The sequence below is a fragment of the Mucilaginibacter sp. PAMC 26640 genome (assembly GCA_001596135.1).
GTDB lineage: Bacteria > Bacteroidota > Bacteroidia > Sphingobacteriales > Sphingobacteriaceae > Mucilaginibacter.
Map to the genome: position 1 here is coordinate 1,178,229 of CP014773.1, position 16,476 is coordinate 1,194,704.

Annotated in this window: 13 protein-coding genes; 8 read left to right on the forward strand and 5 right to left on the reverse strand. The window is 44.0% G+C overall.

All coding sequences use genetic code 11. From position 1 onward, the window contains the following. Positions 1–120: 120 nt before the first annotated feature. From A0256_05020 to A0256_05035, 4 genes are all read left to right on the forward strand, one after another. Positions 121–1,875 carry an aspartate--tRNA ligase gene (locus A0256_05020; protein AMR30830.1) on the forward strand — a complete coding sequence of 585 codons (1,755 nt, stop codon included), beginning with the start codon at positions 121–123 and terminating at the stop codon, positions 1,873–1,875. A gap of 2 nt (positions 1,876–1,877) precedes the next feature. Continuing rightward, positions 1,878–2,360, forward strand: coding sequence for a hypothetical protein (locus tag A0256_05025; protein AMR30831.1), 483 nt, complete (start codon positions 1,878–1,880; stop codon positions 2,358–2,360). 136 nt (positions 2,361–2,496) lie between these two features. Further along, positions 2,497–3,798, forward strand: a complete 1,302-nt coding sequence (locus tag A0256_05030; protein AMR30832.1) for an N-acyl-L-amino acid amidohydrolase — start codon at positions 2,497–2,499, stop codon at positions 3,796–3,798. Between the two features lie 480 nt (positions 3,799–4,278). Then, positions 4,279–4,593 carry a protein tyrosine phosphatase gene (locus tag A0256_05035; GenBank protein AMR34431.1) on the forward strand — a complete coding sequence of 105 codons (315 nt, stop codon included), beginning with the start codon at positions 4,279–4,281 and terminating at the stop codon, positions 4,591–4,593. 9 nt (positions 4,594–4,602) lie between these two features. On the opposite strand, the gene A0256_05040 is transcribed toward A0256_05035, so the two are convergent. Next, positions 4,603–6,132 (reverse strand): hypothetical protein, encoded by a 1,530-nt coding sequence (locus tag A0256_05040; GenBank protein ID AMR30833.1) that lies wholly within the window; start codon positions 6,130–6,132, stop codon positions 4,603–4,605. Between the two features lie 144 nt (positions 6,133–6,276). Here A0256_05040 and A0256_05045 point away from each other — a divergent pair, with 144 nt between their 5' ends. Together A0256_05045 and A0256_05050 are read left to right on the forward strand one after the other, a co-directional pair. Continuing rightward, entirely contained in the window at positions 6,277–8,463 is a 2,187-nt protein-coding gene (locus tag A0256_05045; GenBank protein AMR34432.1) for a peptidase S9, read from the forward strand. Between the two features lie 83 nt (positions 8,464–8,546). Continuing rightward, positions 8,547–9,017: a hypothetical protein gene (locus tag A0256_05050; protein ID AMR30834.1), complete on the forward strand. Its 471-nt coding sequence runs from the start codon at positions 8,547–8,549 to the stop codon at positions 9,015–9,017. 71 nt (positions 9,018–9,088) lie between these two features. Here the strand turns inward: A0256_05050 and A0256_05055 are convergent, their stop codons facing one another. The 4 genes from A0256_05055 to A0256_05070 all read right to left on the reverse strand — a co-directional run bounded on the left by A0256_05055 (position 9,089) and on the right by A0256_05070 (position 13,064). Next, the gene (locus tag A0256_05055) at positions 9,089–9,481 is read right to left on the reverse strand and encodes a hypothetical protein (protein AMR30835.1); all 393 of its coding nucleotides are present in this window, start codon (positions 9,479–9,481) and stop codon (positions 9,089–9,091) included. Between the two features lie 107 nt (positions 9,482–9,588). Further along, on the reverse strand, positions 9,589–12,012 hold the full coding sequence (locus tag A0256_05060; protein AMR30836.1) for an AsmA family protein: 2,424 nt from the start codon (positions 12,010–12,012) through the stop codon (positions 9,589–9,591). Positions 12,013–12,220: 208 nt separating this feature from the next. After that, the gene (locus A0256_05065; protein AMR34433.1) at positions 12,221–12,592 is read right to left on the reverse strand and encodes a hypothetical protein; all 372 of its coding nucleotides are present in this window, start codon (positions 12,590–12,592) and stop codon (positions 12,221–12,223) included. 1 nt (position 12,593) lies between these two features. Further along, positions 12,594–13,064, reverse strand: coding sequence for a hypothetical protein (locus tag A0256_05070; protein AMR30837.1), 471 nt, complete (start codon positions 13,062–13,064; stop codon positions 12,594–12,596). Positions 13,065–13,337: 273 nt separating this feature from the next. On the opposite strand from A0256_05070, the gene A0256_05075 reads away from it, so the two are divergent. After that, the gene (locus A0256_05075; GenBank protein ID AMR30838.1) at positions 13,338–14,738 is read left to right on the forward strand and encodes a cyclic nucleotide-binding protein; all 1,401 of its coding nucleotides are present in this window, start codon (positions 13,338–13,340) and stop codon (positions 14,736–14,738) included. Between the two features lie 15 nt (positions 14,739–14,753). Beyond that, on the forward strand, positions 14,754–16,412 hold the full coding sequence (locus A0256_05080; GenBank protein ID AMR30839.1) for a fused response regulator/thioredoxin-disulfide reductase: 1,659 nt from the start codon (positions 14,754–14,756) through the stop codon (positions 16,410–16,412). Positions 16,413–16,476: the final 64 nt, after the last annotated feature.

Here is a 16,476-nt window from a genome sequence, read left to right on the forward strand (position 1 = left end):
GAAAATGCGCTTTTTAGCGTATTCCTGCGGGTTTCTCTAAACTTCTTCTTTCTCAATACTCAAATCTCACATCTCATATCTCAAAAAAATGTACTTTTGCAAACTTTTTAAAAAGGAATTATGCTTAGAACACACACCTGCGGGCAATTAAATATCAGCAATTTAGGGGAAACAGTTACCCTTTGCGGATGGGTGCAAAAATCACGCGATTTGGGCGGTACCACTTTTATTGATGTACGCGACCGATACGGCTTAACCCAATTAGTTTTAAATACAGACACTGATGCCGACCTGCGCGAAGCAGGCCGCCAGTTAGGGCGCGAGTTTGTTATTAAAGTTACCGGCAAGGTAGTGGAACGTTCTAACAAAAACACAAAAATCCCAACCGGTGAAGTAGAAATTACCGTTACCGAACTGGAAATATTAAACGCCGCCAAAATTCCTCCGTTTTTAATAGAGGATGAAACGGACGGTGGCGAAGAGTTACGTGCCAAATACCGCTACCTGGATCTGCGCCGTAATCCTATCCGGAATAACCTGGTTTTGCGCCATAAAATGGCACAGGAGATCCGAAGATATTTATCTGACCTGGATTTTATTGAAGTGGAAACCCCGGTGCTGATCAAATCTACCCCGGAAGGTGCACGTGATTTTGTGGTGCCAAGCCGCATGAACCCGGGAGAGTTTTACGCGTTGCCGCAATCGCCGCAAACTTTTAAACAATTGCTGATGGTAAGCGGGTTCGACCGTTACTTTCAAATTGTGAAATGCTTTCGGGATGAGGATCTGCGTGCCGACCGCCAGCCGGAGTTTACCCAGATAGACTGCGAAATGTCTTTCATCACGCAGGAGGATATCCTGAATATATTCGAGGGCCTTACGCGACATTTATTCCGCAACGTAAAAGGATTGGAACTGGGTGATTTTCCGCGTATGCAATATGCTGACGCGATGCGTTTATATGGTTCTGATAAACCCGATACCCGTTTTGGGATGGAGTTTGTTGAACTGAACGATATGGTAAAAGGCAAAAACTTCAGCATTTTTGATAATGCGGAACTGGTTGTAGGCATTAATGCCAAAGGCTGCGCCGGCTATACCCGCAAACAAATTGATGAACTTACCGAGTGGATGAAACGCCCTCAAATTGGCGCTACCGGTTTGATCTATGCACGCCATAATGAAGATGGCACCATCAAATCATCGGTAGATAAGTTCTATAACGAAGAGGAACTGGCTAAATGGAGCGCTGCTTTCGGTACAGAAAAAGGTGATTTGATCCTGATCCTTGCCGGCTCCACCGACAAAGTACGCAAGCAACTGAACGAACTGCGCCTTGAAATTGGCGGCAGATTAGGCCTGCGCGATAAAAATAAGTTTGCTCCGCTTTGGGTGCTGGATTTTCCGCTTTTAGAGTGGGACGAAGAAACAGAGCGTTACCATGCTATGCACCACCCATTTACCTCGCCAAAGCCGGAGGATATAGCAATGCTGGATACCGACCCTAAAAATGTACGCGCCAACGCTTATGATTTGGTGATCAACGGAACAGAAATTGGCGGCGGCTCTATTCGGATCCACGACCGTGCACTACAATCCCTGATGTTTAAACACCTGGGCTTTTCTGCAGAAGAAGCGCAAAAACAATTTGGCTTTTTAATGGATGCCTTTGAATACGGCGCACCTCCGCACGGTGGTATAGCCTTCGGTTTCGACAGGTTGACCTCCATTTTTGCAGGCCTTGATTCGATCCGTGATGTGATCGCTTTCCCTAAGAATAACTCGGGCCGCGATGTCATGATCGATTCGCCATCAACCATCGCTGATGCCCAACTGAATGAATTAAAAATCAAAACAACTGTATCACAAAGCTAAAAATGCCCGTTTACCTTTATATGAAAAGAATTTTATTAGTACTCAGCCTGGTGATCATTGGATTTTCGGCATGTAAAAAAGAAAAAACGGTCAATGCATCAGAGCAAGCCGCTATCGATGATAAAGCTATCCAGGCTTACCTGGCAGCAAATCCGAGCATTACAGCTACCAAAGATGCTTCCGGTGTTTATTACCAGGTTATTACTGCGGGCACAGGCAATTTCCCAACGGCTACATCAACCGTTAGCGTTAATTATTCAGGCAAATTACTTAGCGGCAGCCAGTTCGATGCGGGCTCAATTTCTAAGTATTCATTAACAAGTCTTATAAAGGGCTGGCAATATGGCGTTCCGCATGTGCAGGCAGGAGGCCGTATTTTGCTTATTATCCCATCGGGTTTGGCTTATGGTACATCATCGCCGGGTGCATCCATTCCCGCAAATTCAGTATTGATATTTACTATTGATCTGTTGAGTTTTACCTAATCAATATTTAATCAATTATTATAAAAGAGGCGCACCATTATACAGTGCGCCTCTTTTTCGTTTAGTTTGTCATGAACTACTTTTTATGTTTTTAAGTGCAAATTTTTATATTTAGGGAAAATCCAACCTTCCCAATATGAAAAGACTTTTACTCTTTGCATTTACGATTGCCAGTTTAGCTGCTTCGGGGCAAACCAAAGCGGTAATCTCCAAAAAAGCCGATGCTTTGCAGGATAAAATTGTAAACTGGCGACGCGATTTTCATGAACACCCCGAGTTGGGCAACCGTGAAATCCGAACCAGCGGTATCATAGCCAAACATTTGCAGTCGCTCGGGATAGTTGTGCAAACAGGGGTAGCAACTACAGGCGTTGTAGGCGTACTTAAAGGCGGCAAACCAGGCCCGGTTGTAGCCCTTCGCGCCGACATGGACGCTTTGCCGGTTATCGAGCGGGTGCCCTTACCCTTTGCATCAAAAGTAAAAACCCAATACGGTGGGCAAGAAGTTGGGGTAATGCATGCCTGCGGGCACGATTCGCACATGGCTATACTGATGGCTGTGGCAGAGGTGTTATCATCCATGAAAAACGACCTGCACGGTACCGTTAAATTCATATTTCAACCGGCCGAGGAAGGTGCCCCGCTTGGTGAAAAAGGCGGCGCGGAAGAAATGGTCAAACAAGGCGTATTAGAAAACCCAAAGGTTGACGTGATCTTTGGCCTGCATATCAATTCACAAACCGAAGTGGGTAAAATTGTTTACCGCCCCGGAGGCACCATGGCAGGCGTAAGCGATATGCAGATCACGGTGAAGGGCCGCTCGGCCCATGGCGCTTACCCATGGAGCAGTGTTGATCCGGTTGTGGTATCGGCACAAATCATCAGCAGTTTACAAAGTATAGTTAGCCGGAATGTAAACGTTACGGAAAACCCTGCCGTAGTTACGGTTGGGCTGATACAGGGCGGCACGCGTTTTAACATCATACCTGAAAGCGTGAAAATGCAAGGCACCTTACGCTATTTTACGGAAGCCGACCAGAAACTGGTTACCGATAATGTGCGCCGCATCGCTATTAAAACAGCAGAAGCTTATGGCGCAACAGCCGAGGTAATGATCCCTTTCAGTAACCAGTACCCGGTTACCTATAACGACCCGGCCCTTACCGCTAAAATGCTACCAACGCTGGAAGCCACTGCCGGAAAAGAAAATGTATTGTTAAAACCACCTGTTACCGGCGCAGAAGACTTTAGCTTTTTTGAGCAGAAGGTACCCGGCATATTTTTCTTTTTAGGCGGGATGCCAAAAGGCGGGAACGCACTAACCGCACCATCGCACCACACGCCCGATTTTTACCTGGATGAAAGCGGCTTTGCATTGGGTGTAAAAGCGTTATGTAATTTGACACTGGATTATATGAATGGGGCGAAAGGGAAGTAAGTCTTGAATGAAAAATGGATTTTACGTATCATATTACCGGGATAGCTTTTTTTACAATTGGCTTATTCATGTTTTCGACATTAGAAAGAGTAGACCTGCGTCTGTGGAAACAAATTGGAATGGCCAGTTATTACCGCAATATATCCAATTTTGGATGTGGACAATTATATCTTTAGTCACAGGGATAGTATTTATTCTAAAAGCATTTATAAATTAATCTCCCTATAAAACACCCACCAATGAAATCCCTTTCCCCCGAACCATTCATTCCACCGGGCCCAGATTTTGAAAAAGCTAAACAGTTTCTTATGGCTGGGCTAAAACGTATCTGGCAAACGAGTAACCTCAAGCAGGGCTATGTCGAAACAATACATTTCCATATGGGATCATGAAAAGGATACGCTTCCTGTACTCACCAGGCAAGGCTGGAACAGGATAAAACAAGAAAAAAAAACATGGAACCCGATAAACAATAAGATTTTGCCCAACCTACTCTTCATCTGCAGTAAAAACCAATGGCGCAGCCCTACTGCCGAACTCCTTTTTAAAAACCACTCGCTGCACCGGGCGCGTTCGGCCGGGACAAGCGACAAAGCAAGGGTCCGGCTAAATCAAAAAATGATCGACTGGGCAGACGAAATCTTCGTTATGGAAAACCGGCACCGCGAAATGGTTAAGCAAAACTTCCGGCTGAATGGCCGGGTACTTACCGTGCTTGATATTGATGACCTTTACCAGTTTAACGATCCCGAGCTGGTGGAGATATTGCGGATAAGCCTTGCTGAGTATTTGTGATCTCTAGAATCAATCCACCTTCCTAAAATCATAAAAATTGTACTCTACAAAGTCGGCCACTTTTACCCTAACACCCGTTACCTTGTTGTTAGTTACATAGAACGGGAACACAGCCTTGCCAAAGGTAGGATCGCTGAAGGTAACGTAAAAACGATTGCCGCCAAGTGGCTGCAATTTGGCGTACATTTTTGGATGGTGTTCAAAACGCATCTCCAGATTATTATTTTCTCCGGCACTGATGGTCATGTTGCCATAAAAATCGTTTAAATATTTGCCGGTATAATCATTTAAAGACAGTTTTGGTTTCGGCATGGTAGCTACCGTGTCGCGCAGCTTGCGGTCGGCGGCTAATTGCTGGATAGCATTGGCTCTAAACTGGGTGAGATACACATCGCTGTAATTTCGGAATTTGTCTTTAAAGTAAGCATCCAATATCTCCCAGCGCAGGGCATCAAAAAATTCATTTTGGTCGGTATTGGTTAGTATCACAATGCCCAGCTTATCCTGCGGCACCAGCGTAACCGATGACAGGAAACCATTAACGCCACCATCATGCATAATAAGGCGATGGTTGCTGTAATCCTGTATCATCCAGCCCAATCCGTAAAGTTCGTAATTGGTTTCGCCGTTTAAGTGTTTTACGCTGCGCATAATATCCTGTGGCTGGCGTGTAGCCTGGATTGCTGCGGCGGGGATCACCTGGCGGTTGCCCACTTTACCGTCATTTAGCAGGGCCATTACCCATTTGCCCATATCATTGGCTGATGAACTGATTGATCCTGCGGGTGCAAGTCCGTCGATATTGCAATAAGGAATAGCGCTTAGTCTGCCATCTATCAGTGTATGTGCCACCGAACGATTAATGGCTTTTGGCATGTCGGCGGTCAATGCCAGCGTATTGCCCATCCCCAGCGGGGCGAAAATGCTTTCTTTTAGATAAGTTTCCCACTGCTTGCCAATTACGCGGGGGATGATCTCACCCGCTGTTAAAAAAGCAGCATTAGTGTAGCCCCAGGTAGTTCGGAAAGGGTAAGTAGCTTTAAGTTTGCCCAACTTATCTATCACCTGGTAACGGCTGAGGTTGGTGTTATAAAAAGTAAAGTCGCCCTGAAATGTGCGGAACCCTAAACGGTGACAAAGCAGATCTTTTATAATAGCTATATCGCCTGCAGGTTTGTCATCAAGCTTAAATTCCGGTATGTATTTGGTCACCTTTTCATCCAGCGAAAGCTTTTTATCAGCCTGCAGCATGGCAAGCGCTGTTGCGGTAAATGCTTTGGTATTGCTGCCTATCATAAACAAAGTGTTTTCATCCACCTTATTCATCAGGCCAAGTTCTTTTATGCCGTAACCTTTCATCAACACGGTCTTGCCGTCTTTTACAACACAAACAGCCGCGCCTGGAATGCGCCAATTAGTTAAAGCGCGATTAATATAATTCTCCAGGCTATCTTTGATGAACTTGCTTCTGTCAATATTCTGAGCATTAACGGTTAACCATGTAAAAAAGCTGAGAAACAGCAGAAACGTTTTTTTCATACGGAGGCGGTGTAATTAAAAGGCATTAAAATGCTAATTTAACGCAAAATTTATCAAGGCATTATTTAATTACAAATAAAGCCGGGCAAACAATTAATTAAAGATTTTTTTATGAAAATTTATCGTTGGGGCGTACCTGCCCTTATGCTATTATTACTCCTGCTTGCGCAGAACCCTGCTTTTGCACAAATACCATCTACCCATTGGGCCAAAGATGGTTATCAGTACTACAAAGCGATGAGCGGTGAAATTGTGGTATTGGATGCCCGCGATGCTGCTAAAAAAACGGTGTTAGTAAGCAAAGAAATGCTGACCATTCCCGGTCAAAAAGCTATCATGCCAAGAAATTTTTATCTGTCGGAGGATGGGCAGAAAGTGCTGATCTATACCAACGCCAAAAGAGTTTGGCGCTACGCAACCCGCGGAGACTATTACGTTTACGATTTCTCTACCAAAAAATTAAGTAAACTTGGCGGCAATCTGCCCGAATCATCTTTGATGTTTGCCAAGTTTTCTCCCGATGCTACCAAAGTTGGCTATGTAAGTGAGCATAATATTTATGTAGAAACTTTGGCTGATCATGCGCTTAAGCAATTAACCGCTGATGGCACTACCAAGCTAATCAACGGCACTTTCGACTGGGCCTACGAGGAAGAATTCTTTTGCCGTGATGGTTTCCGCTGGAGCCCGGATGGCAAGCAACTGGCTTATTGGCAAATTGATGCCAGCAAAACCAAAAACTATTTAATGCTGAACACAACGGATTCCATTTATCCGTTTGTAAAACCGGTAGAGTACCCAATCGCCGGTGAACCGCCTTCTCCTTTTAAAATTGGAGTAGTTAGCGCCGAGGGCGGTGCAACCAAATGGATGGATATCCCAACTGATCCGGTATTGCAATCCTACGTTCCGCGTATGGAGTGGGCCGCAAATAATACAGACCTCATCATTCAGCATTTAAACCGCGCGCAAAATCAAACGGATGTAATGCTTTGTAATGTTGCTACAGGTAAAGCAACAAGCATTTACCACGAGGAAGATGCTGCCTGGCTGGATATATTACCCGAATGGGAAGCCCACTACTATTACGGTGGCTGGGACTGGTTTAATAAAGGCAAAGAGTTTTTATGGGCTACCGAAAAGGATGGCTGGAGACATTTGTACCGTATTAGCCGCGATGGCAAAAAGCAAAAGCTGATCACCAGCGGTAACTATGATGTAATGCAGATCAACGCTATTGATGAGGCTTCGGGCTATGTTTATTTTTCTGCATCGCCAACAAATGCTACGCAAAAATATTTGTACCGCACCAAACTGGATGGAAGCGGCAAAGCCGAACGCTTAACACCAATGAGCCAGCCCGGAACACACGAATATGATGTATCACCAAATGGGAAGGCAGCTACCCATGCTTTCACTAATTACTATACCGAAGGTGCAAATGAGGTAGTTTCCCTGCCGGAGCATAAAACGTTCGACGGTTCTGAAAAAGCTGCTAAGGCTGTGATCGCTTCCGCTGGCGCCAAAGAAAAATCAAATGTTGAATTTTTCAAGGTAAAAACTGAAGAAGGCGTGGAAATGGACGGCTGGATGCAAAAGCCAGACAATTTTGATCCAACTAAAAAATACCCGGTTGTGTTGTATGTGTATGGAGAGCCGTGGGGCCAAAATGTAAAAGATGAATTTGGCGTTACCAACAACTTTCTTTACACCGGCGATATGGCTAAAGATGGGTACATCTACATGTCGATAGATAACCGGGGCACACCGGTGCCTAAAGGCCGCGAGTGGCGCAAATCTATTTACAAAGGCATTGGCACACTTAATATCCGCGATTTGGCAATGGGTACCAAACAAATGCTAAAACAACACGCGTACCTGGATTCATCCCGGGTAGCTGTTTGGGGCTGGAGCGGTGGTGGCTCATCAACCTTAAACCTGATGTTTCAATACCCGGAGATCTTCAAAACCGGGATTTCTGTTGCAGCAGTAGGCAACCAGTTAACGTACGACAATATTTACCAGGAACGTTATACCGGCGTACCGGTAGATGATGCAAGCAGAGCGGTATTTACAAAGGGATCGCCTGTTACTTACGCCAAAAACTTAAGGGGTAACCTGTTGTACATTCACGGCACAGGCGATGACAATGTGCACTATACCAATGCCGAGCAATTGATAAATGAGCTGGTTAAAAACAATAAGCAGTTTCAGTTGATGCTATATCCTAACCGTACCCACGGAATTTCCGAAGGGCCGGGCACAGGTATGCATCTTCGTACACTTTATACCGATTATTTAAGAGAGCATTGCCCTCCAGGAGCCAGATAGCAACTTATAAAAATGCCGGATAGACAAAATTATCCGGCATTTTTAATTAAGCGTGTAGCATTGGAGCTTGGTTGTTCGTAATAATGATCATGAAACCAACCTATAAACCGCATTTTTTATCCGGCATACTTGCCGTTATATTAAGTATTACGCTTTATGCCTGTAGTAAGGACTCCGCCCCGGCCGTTGCATCCCTGGTTGGCAACTGGTCCAAATCTTCCACGGGCAACCTGTCAACGTTTGAGTTCAAAAGCGACATGACCTATCAGTCCACCACATTCACTACAGATGCTACAACCGGTAAAATACTTGGCTATAGCTTTAAAACCACAGGTAAATACAAACTGATTGGTAAAGCGCTAACTTTATATGCCGCTATAGCTTATGCGAACGCTAATGATAGCTACGGTACGGAAGCTGAATTAACCAAAACCAGCACCCCGGTAACGGAGGAGTATACGATAGCGGTAAACAACAGCCAACTGCAGCTCTATTTTACCTGCCCGCCAAACGCCAATTGCATCGCTTCGCCCATTGTTTATTTTAAGCAATAAAAAGGTCAAAAAAAGTAACGGCCCCTAAGTAAAAACTTTGGAGCCGTCCTGATGTAAACAGTAGTATAAATTTAGTCTCTGTAGTAGCTGCGGCTGTACCGCGCTTTTTTGTACCTGTGACGATAGCTTGTTTCATAGTTACCGGATGAACGGTAATTTGAGTTCCTGTAAGCTGCAGCGTAACCGTTCTGATAAATGTTAGCACGCTTTTGTACTGCGCGCTGATGCTCGTTACCAACAATATAGCCGCCGCCTGCACCAATAGCTGCACCAATTAAGGCACCCTGAACATTGTGCCCTAAAATGCCGCCCAATAAAGCACCACCAGCACCACCTATAATAGCACCCTTAGCCTGCGGACTAATTCTCCTTTGTGCCTGTGCGTTAAAATTAACGGCGAATACACATATTATTAAACTTAGTGCAAAAATTATCTTTTTCATAACCTTATAGTTTAGTAACATTCATACTATATCAGAGAGTTATTGGAGAAAAAGGTTTAATATGAAGTGGAAGTAGCCAAGGCCGTGACTACAGTCCCCGCAGTTATACGAATATTAGCCAGTTAGAATTATTTATGGTTTCCATTCCAGCCTATTTTCAATTTACCATTTTCTTCATGCGCGCGAATGTGTACCACAATCCCTTTAAAACGCCTTTTTGACAATTCGGCGGCATCGGTGATCTCTTTATCTTTTTCGGGGTTTCTTAGCGGTATATCCAGTGCAATGTCTGTACCGCTGGTTAGCCCGTATATACCGGCAACATCAACGTTAAGCACACTTGAACTAATCTCCATCGGGTTAATAACGATCTTATCACCCTTAATGTCAAAATCTCCCTGCAGTGGTTTCAGTTGTATATTATTCAAATCGCGGAAAGGGAATACAAATTTACCAACACTCTTGATCGCACCGTAATTAATCAGTGCACCATTTCTCAGATCTATTTTTACTTTACCTCTGATAGAGTGTTTCACCACATCGCCGGTATTGGTAATAGATCCCGTGGTACTGGTCTTAGCCGATAAAAAGCCTCTTAAATTCTGGCTCGTTAAATCTTTCAGTCCAAAATTATCAAAGGATTCAAAAAATGAGCGAATATCCACATTATTAACATCTGTAGCCATGATAAAATCGTTCAGGTTACCTTTTTGAACCAGGTTGCCGGTTAATTTTAAAGAGCCTCCCGCATTTTTAAGGCTTACACCGTTTATCCTGATACCATCCTCCGACATCAGCAGATCGGCATTCACATCGGTTGCCAAAAATTTCCGGTAATGTAATTCGTTAATCCGCATGTGCATATCTGCTTTAGCCGTATTTAAAACTTTTGCTAACTGATTGACTACATTGCCGCTGTTGGCCGTTTTGAATGTTGGGGCAGACGGCTTGGTTGCGCCCAAAAAGCCAATGAATTCTGCTAAATAAATTTGCGGACTTGTCACCTGCCAATTGATCAGAATTTTTTCCGGCGCACTATAGTACAGGTTCAAAAAGTTTTTTACCTGGCCTTCCATCCTCACAATGCTTTTGCCGCTTTGCAGGCGGATATTTTTAAGTAGCAGATCATTACCAACGAATAACATTGAGATAGAAGTATTGGTTAAATTAAGATTACGCGGGATGTATTTAATATTAGCGTTTTTTAAATTGATGGCGCCTTTTACCACCGGTTTGTTCAATTTTAAATTGATTACGTCTGCCTTGTATTGCAGGTTCATATCAACCGTACCGTTGCTAAGTTGCGCAACGCCGCTGCCTACCGTATTTAATTTTGATACCGGAAAATTAGCACGGAAGTTACCGGTAGCAATAGGAACCGCGAGATTCGTGATGCTTCCGCTATCGATATTAAATGGCAGATCGCTGTAGGTACCGCTGAACTTCGTCAACCGGATCACTGAGTTTTCATCAGTTAAGCCCTTTCCTTTAACATTCTCATTGGTAAACAACGCGTTAAAATTACAGTCATCTATGATAGCCCCGGGAACCGTAACCCTGTTGTCTTTAATTTCGCTGCTAACCCGGAAATACGGATCGCCGCCACCAAAACTACCAGATATCAGGGCATCCACCTTAATAGGTTTTTCGATATTAAATCTATTCAGTGTTTTGGATATATTGGCCGCCAGCAAGGATGAGGCACTTCGCCATTGGAGTTTGTCATTTGTAAAATGAAAGGTAAAGCTATCTGCACCTTTACCGGTTACAAATAAGGTATTCATTCCAAAAGAATCGTCACCTATTTTAAAGGCGTCAGAGTGAACATTAATTTTACCACTCGCCTCATTATACCCGCCTTCCAAATCGCTCACAACTCGCCTATCCTTGATAAAACTACCCTTTTTAGTATTAAATGCGAGGCTTTTTGCCAGCACATCCAAATGTACCGAGGCATGCCAGCCAGTATCGGGGTAAGTCATTTTCCCCTCTAAGTCATTCACCTGAAAGTTGAAAAGTTTATTGGCTTTTTGGTTATTGATGGTGAAGCTAACATTATTTAATCCGAACTTTTTCAACTGGGTCGACGAATTACTGTTTTCGCCGGCATGCGCTTTAACCGTGTCTTTTTTGTTTTTCTTGAAAACAGCTGTATTACTATAACCTGTACTATCGGTATACAAATCGATCGCTGCATTGTGAATACTTACATTATTTATGCTGACTACGCCATGGAGTAATGCACCGGCATTAACCGATACATCAAAATCTTTTGCATTCAGTAAAGTGTGCTTGTGGCGTGGGAATTGCCTGTCGCGGATCACTACATTTTTCAGCTTCAAAGAAGCATCCGGAAAGTTTGAAAAAAATGATGTATTGATATCACTAACGGAAAGCGTGCCATCAATATTTTCATTTAGCTTTTGGGTAACCTTAGCAAGCACTTCTTTTTTATTATTGGCTATATAAACAGATACCCCAACTATTATCAGGATTAAAAGCAGCAGTAGCGCTCCGAGGATCTTCAATGATATTTTTAACCACTTAGGCATCGTAAAACAATTTTATTAAGAAAGGATTTGAGCCTGATTTGTTTTAGCTTATGCCTTGAGAAGCAGAGATTATTTCATAACCATAGCGGCTTTAGGAATAGACGCTTATGAAAATACCATTAAACCTGAAAAGGCAGCCTCAAAGACTGCTTGTTTCAGCTATCTGTAAGTGAATTAAAATACACGATCTACGGGGTAGCTCCCTTACTTATTTACTTGTTATTTTAACCGCACTAGTATTTTCTTTCAACCGGAAAGCTATTATCCGCTTGATAAGATCCAGGGGCATGGGTTGATTTAACGGGAATTGAATAGAGCCTTTTGCACTTTTAAAGCCGGCAATATCTTTGGCAAAAACTTCAACAGCCAATGCACCGGGATAAAAGCCGATATGTTTATCATACGCTGCAAAATGCGCCAGCAAACCCCTGTATCTATAAGTTGGCATTGCATAACTTATGCTCTCTTTTGCATCAGGAATAGCATTTAAAATAGTTGCCTTAACCAAACTCATTGCATCCTGCGTTTGCTGTGGAAACCAGGAAAAATATTCTTCAACATCTTTGGGGACTGCCCGCATGTTAATCATTGTTATAGGCAGCTTCCAAACCGGCTACCTCTATTTTTACCATTTTCATCATGGCGTGCATTACGCGCTGTGCCTTTTCAGGATCAGCATCTCCCATTAATTTGCCCAATGCATCAGGAATGATCTGCCAGGATACGCCAAATTTATCGGTGATCCACCCGCATCGCATTGGTTGGCCCTCTGCACCAAGTTTATCCCAAAGTTCATCAACTTCGGCCTGGTCTTTACATTTTACAAAAAACGAAACGGCGGGGTTTAATTTGTAATAATCGCCGCCATCCAATATCATAAACTCAATACCCTCCAGTTCGAAAGTTGCGGTTAGCACTTTTCCCCTGCCGGTCAAATCGTCCGGAAGGCGGTTTACATTCTTTATAGCGGAATTTTTGAATACTGATGTATAAAAATCTATCGCTTCGCCTACATTACCATTGAACCATAAAAACGGGGTGATCTTTTGCATAATGCTACAATTTATATCCTAACCAAAGTTAACGTTACTTGAAAAAATAACCGGGGTGCCAACGCGACTGTATACAGGGGCAAATAAGACATCATGCCTGCTGATTATGGTAATTTGCCAAAATCAAGCCTAAGTTATCCACAGCAAACTATTTTAGGTGAATATAAGTTGTTGGCTTATAATAACTGCTATTTGTAGTAATTTTATCCGGCCTCAAAAATGTACCCCGCTTGATTAAGGTTGGTCCATAAGCGGAATATATATCCCGGAATCATGACCGAAATAAGATTAGAAGAGCTAAAAGCCATCCCTGTACTAAGTGAAGTACCCGATAACCAGCTGCAATGGCTAATGGAAGCCGGTGAAATGATGGAGCTGCAACAGGGCGAACGGATGTTTGATGTAGGTGAGCCTATTGATAAAACGAGCATTATTTTGGAAGGACGCATCCGGATGTGCGTTTTACAAAACGGCAAACTACGTGAGCTTGCCGTAATGAAAGAGCAAGGTATTACGGGTTATCTTCCGTTTTCGCGTGCAAAAAACACTCCAGGTTTCGGCGAATGTGTTAAAAAGGCGCGCATCTTCCGGGTTCCTGCCAGTAAGATAAAAGAAGGCACTCAACTTCATTACGAACTTACCGAAGCGCTGGTTCACACCATGACCAGCCGCATCCGCGATTTCACTTCGCTGCAGCAGCAAAACGAAAAGATGTTTGCCCTGGGTAAATTGTCGGCCGGGCTGGCGCATGAACTTAACAACCCGGCATCGGCCATTGTTCGTGGCGCATCATCCCTGCAAAGCCAGGTACAAAGGCTGCCCGTAATATTTAAAGATGTAGCGGCACTCAGCATCGCACCCGAAAAAATAGACACCATTAATCAGATCCTCATTAGTAAAACCCAGCAAACCGACCGGCCGGCATTAACCATGATGCAGCGAGCCGACCAGGAAGATGCTTTAGCCGATTGGCTGGGCGAACACGGCATCAAAGATTTTGATATAGCCGAAAACTTCACCGAATTTGGCTTTACGCCGGATGATTTGGAACATATGAACAACTGCACGCCTATGCCGCAGCTGAATGTAGTTTTGGAGTGGATGAACAATTACCTGCTGGAAGAGAAGATGATCTCGGACATAAGGGAATCATCGCAGCGAATTTCTGAGCTGGTGAGTTCGGTTAAAACCTTTACCCATATGGATAGGGATACCGACAAGCAATTGCTGGATATCCATGCCGGCATTCGCAACACATTAACCATGCTTAACTACAAGCTAAAAAAAAATAACATTAAGTATGTTGAAAAATTTGACACCAGCCTGCCGCAGGTAAAAGCAATGGCCGGCGAACTGAACCAGGTTTGGACCAACATTATTGACAATGCTATTGATGCGATGGAAACAAATGGCGGCGGCGAACTGGAGATTCGTACGCAGCAGGATGGACCTTTTGTTTGTGTATATATAAAAGATAATGGCCCGGGCATCCCACAGGAAATACAATCGCAGGTCTTCGACCCGTTTTTTACTACAAAAGATATGGGCAAAGGAACCGGGCTAGGGCTGGATGTGGTAACGCGCATTATTCGCCAGCATAATGGCACCGTAAAAGTGAATTCGGTACCAGGCGTTACAGAATTTACGGTGTGCTTCCCTATAAACGATAATTAAAACTTAAGAACAACAATGAGCCTACCCATCATATTTGTTATAGACGATGATCAGCAGGTGCTGCGGGCAATAAGCCGGGACCTGAAAAATCACTACCGCGAAAACTATCGCATCCTGAGTACAGACTCGGCCAACGAGGCTTTGGAAAGCCTTCTGGATCTAAAGAATAAGGGCGAGATTGTGGCCTTGTTTTTATCAGACCAGCGGATGCCCGAAATGGAAGGGGTAGATTTTCTGTGCAAAACCACCGGCTTTTTCCCCAATGCCAAAAGGGTATTGTTAACCGCTTATGCTGATACGGATGCGGCTATCAAAGCCATTAACGAGGTTAAACTGGATTATTACTTAACCAAGCCATGGGACCCGCCTGAAGAAAAGCTTTACCCTATTTTAACAGATTTGCTGGAAGACTGGCAGGGTAACTACAGGCCGGATTTTAAAGGAATAAAAGTGATCGGCTACCAGTTTTCGCCCAAATCACACGATATCAAAGAATTTTTATCTGGCTACCTGGTACCCTATATGTGGTTGGATGCCAATTCTGATGAGGCCAAAAAGCTGTCGCAACTAAACACTTTGGATGCGAAAGACCTGCCCGCCATAATTTTTGCTGATGGAACTTTGCTGAAAACACCAACAGTAACCGATATTGCTACAAAGATTGGGCTGAGCCAGTCTGTAAAGAATGAACTATATGATGTAGTGATCATTGGTGCCGGTCCTGCCGGGCTGGCGGCCTCTGTTTACGGCGCATCCGAAGGGCTAAAAACTTTGCTGATAGAACGGAAATCGCCGGGCGGCCAGGCGGGTACCAGTTCAAGAATTGAAAATTACCTGGGCTTTCCTGCGGGTTTAAGCGGGGCAGACCTGACCAGAAGAGCCATTACCCAATCCACCCGTTTTGGTACCGATTTTTTAACGCCAAAATCGGTTAAAGAAATCAAACTGAAAGACAATTACAAAACCGTTGTAATGGATGATGGCAGCGAAGTAGTAACCAAATCTGTAGTGATCACTACGGGCGTTGACTACCGGCAGCTCACCACCCCGGGCGTAGAAAAATTTACCGGCGCAGGCATTTATTACGGTGCTGCCATGACCGAAGCCGCATCCTGCAAAGACGCTACAGTATACATTGTGGGTGGCGGTAATTCTGCGGGCCAGGGAGCAATGTACCTTTCTAAGTTTGCAAAGCAGGTGTATATTTTAATCCGGAAAGAAAGCCTTGCAGCTACCATGTCATCCTACCTGATAGACCAGATAGCCGGGGTAGCTAATATAACCTTACTTCCTTGCAGCGAAATTACCGAAGCCATGGGCGAGAACCGTCTCCAACAGCTAATGATTAAAAATTTAGATAATGGCGAGGTTAGCGCTAAAGACGCAGATGCGCTTTACATTTTTATTGGCGCCAAACCATTTACCGAGTGGCTGGGCAAGGATGTGATAAAAAATGATAAAGGCTTTGTAGAAACCGGTCGGGATTTAAATAATTGCCAGGATTTTGGTAAAATGTGGAAAGCCAACCGCGACCCGTACCTGCTGGAAACCAGTATACCCGGCATTTTTGCTGCTGGGGATGTACGGGCCGGAGCGATGAACAGGGTAGCTTCCGCTGTGGGTGAAGGATCCATGGCCATAAGTTTTGTACACAAATATTTAAATGAGATCTAAAACAAATTCAAATAAATTAACGGGATTCTGTGATTGAATTTGCACCGGATTTTTAGCATGTTAT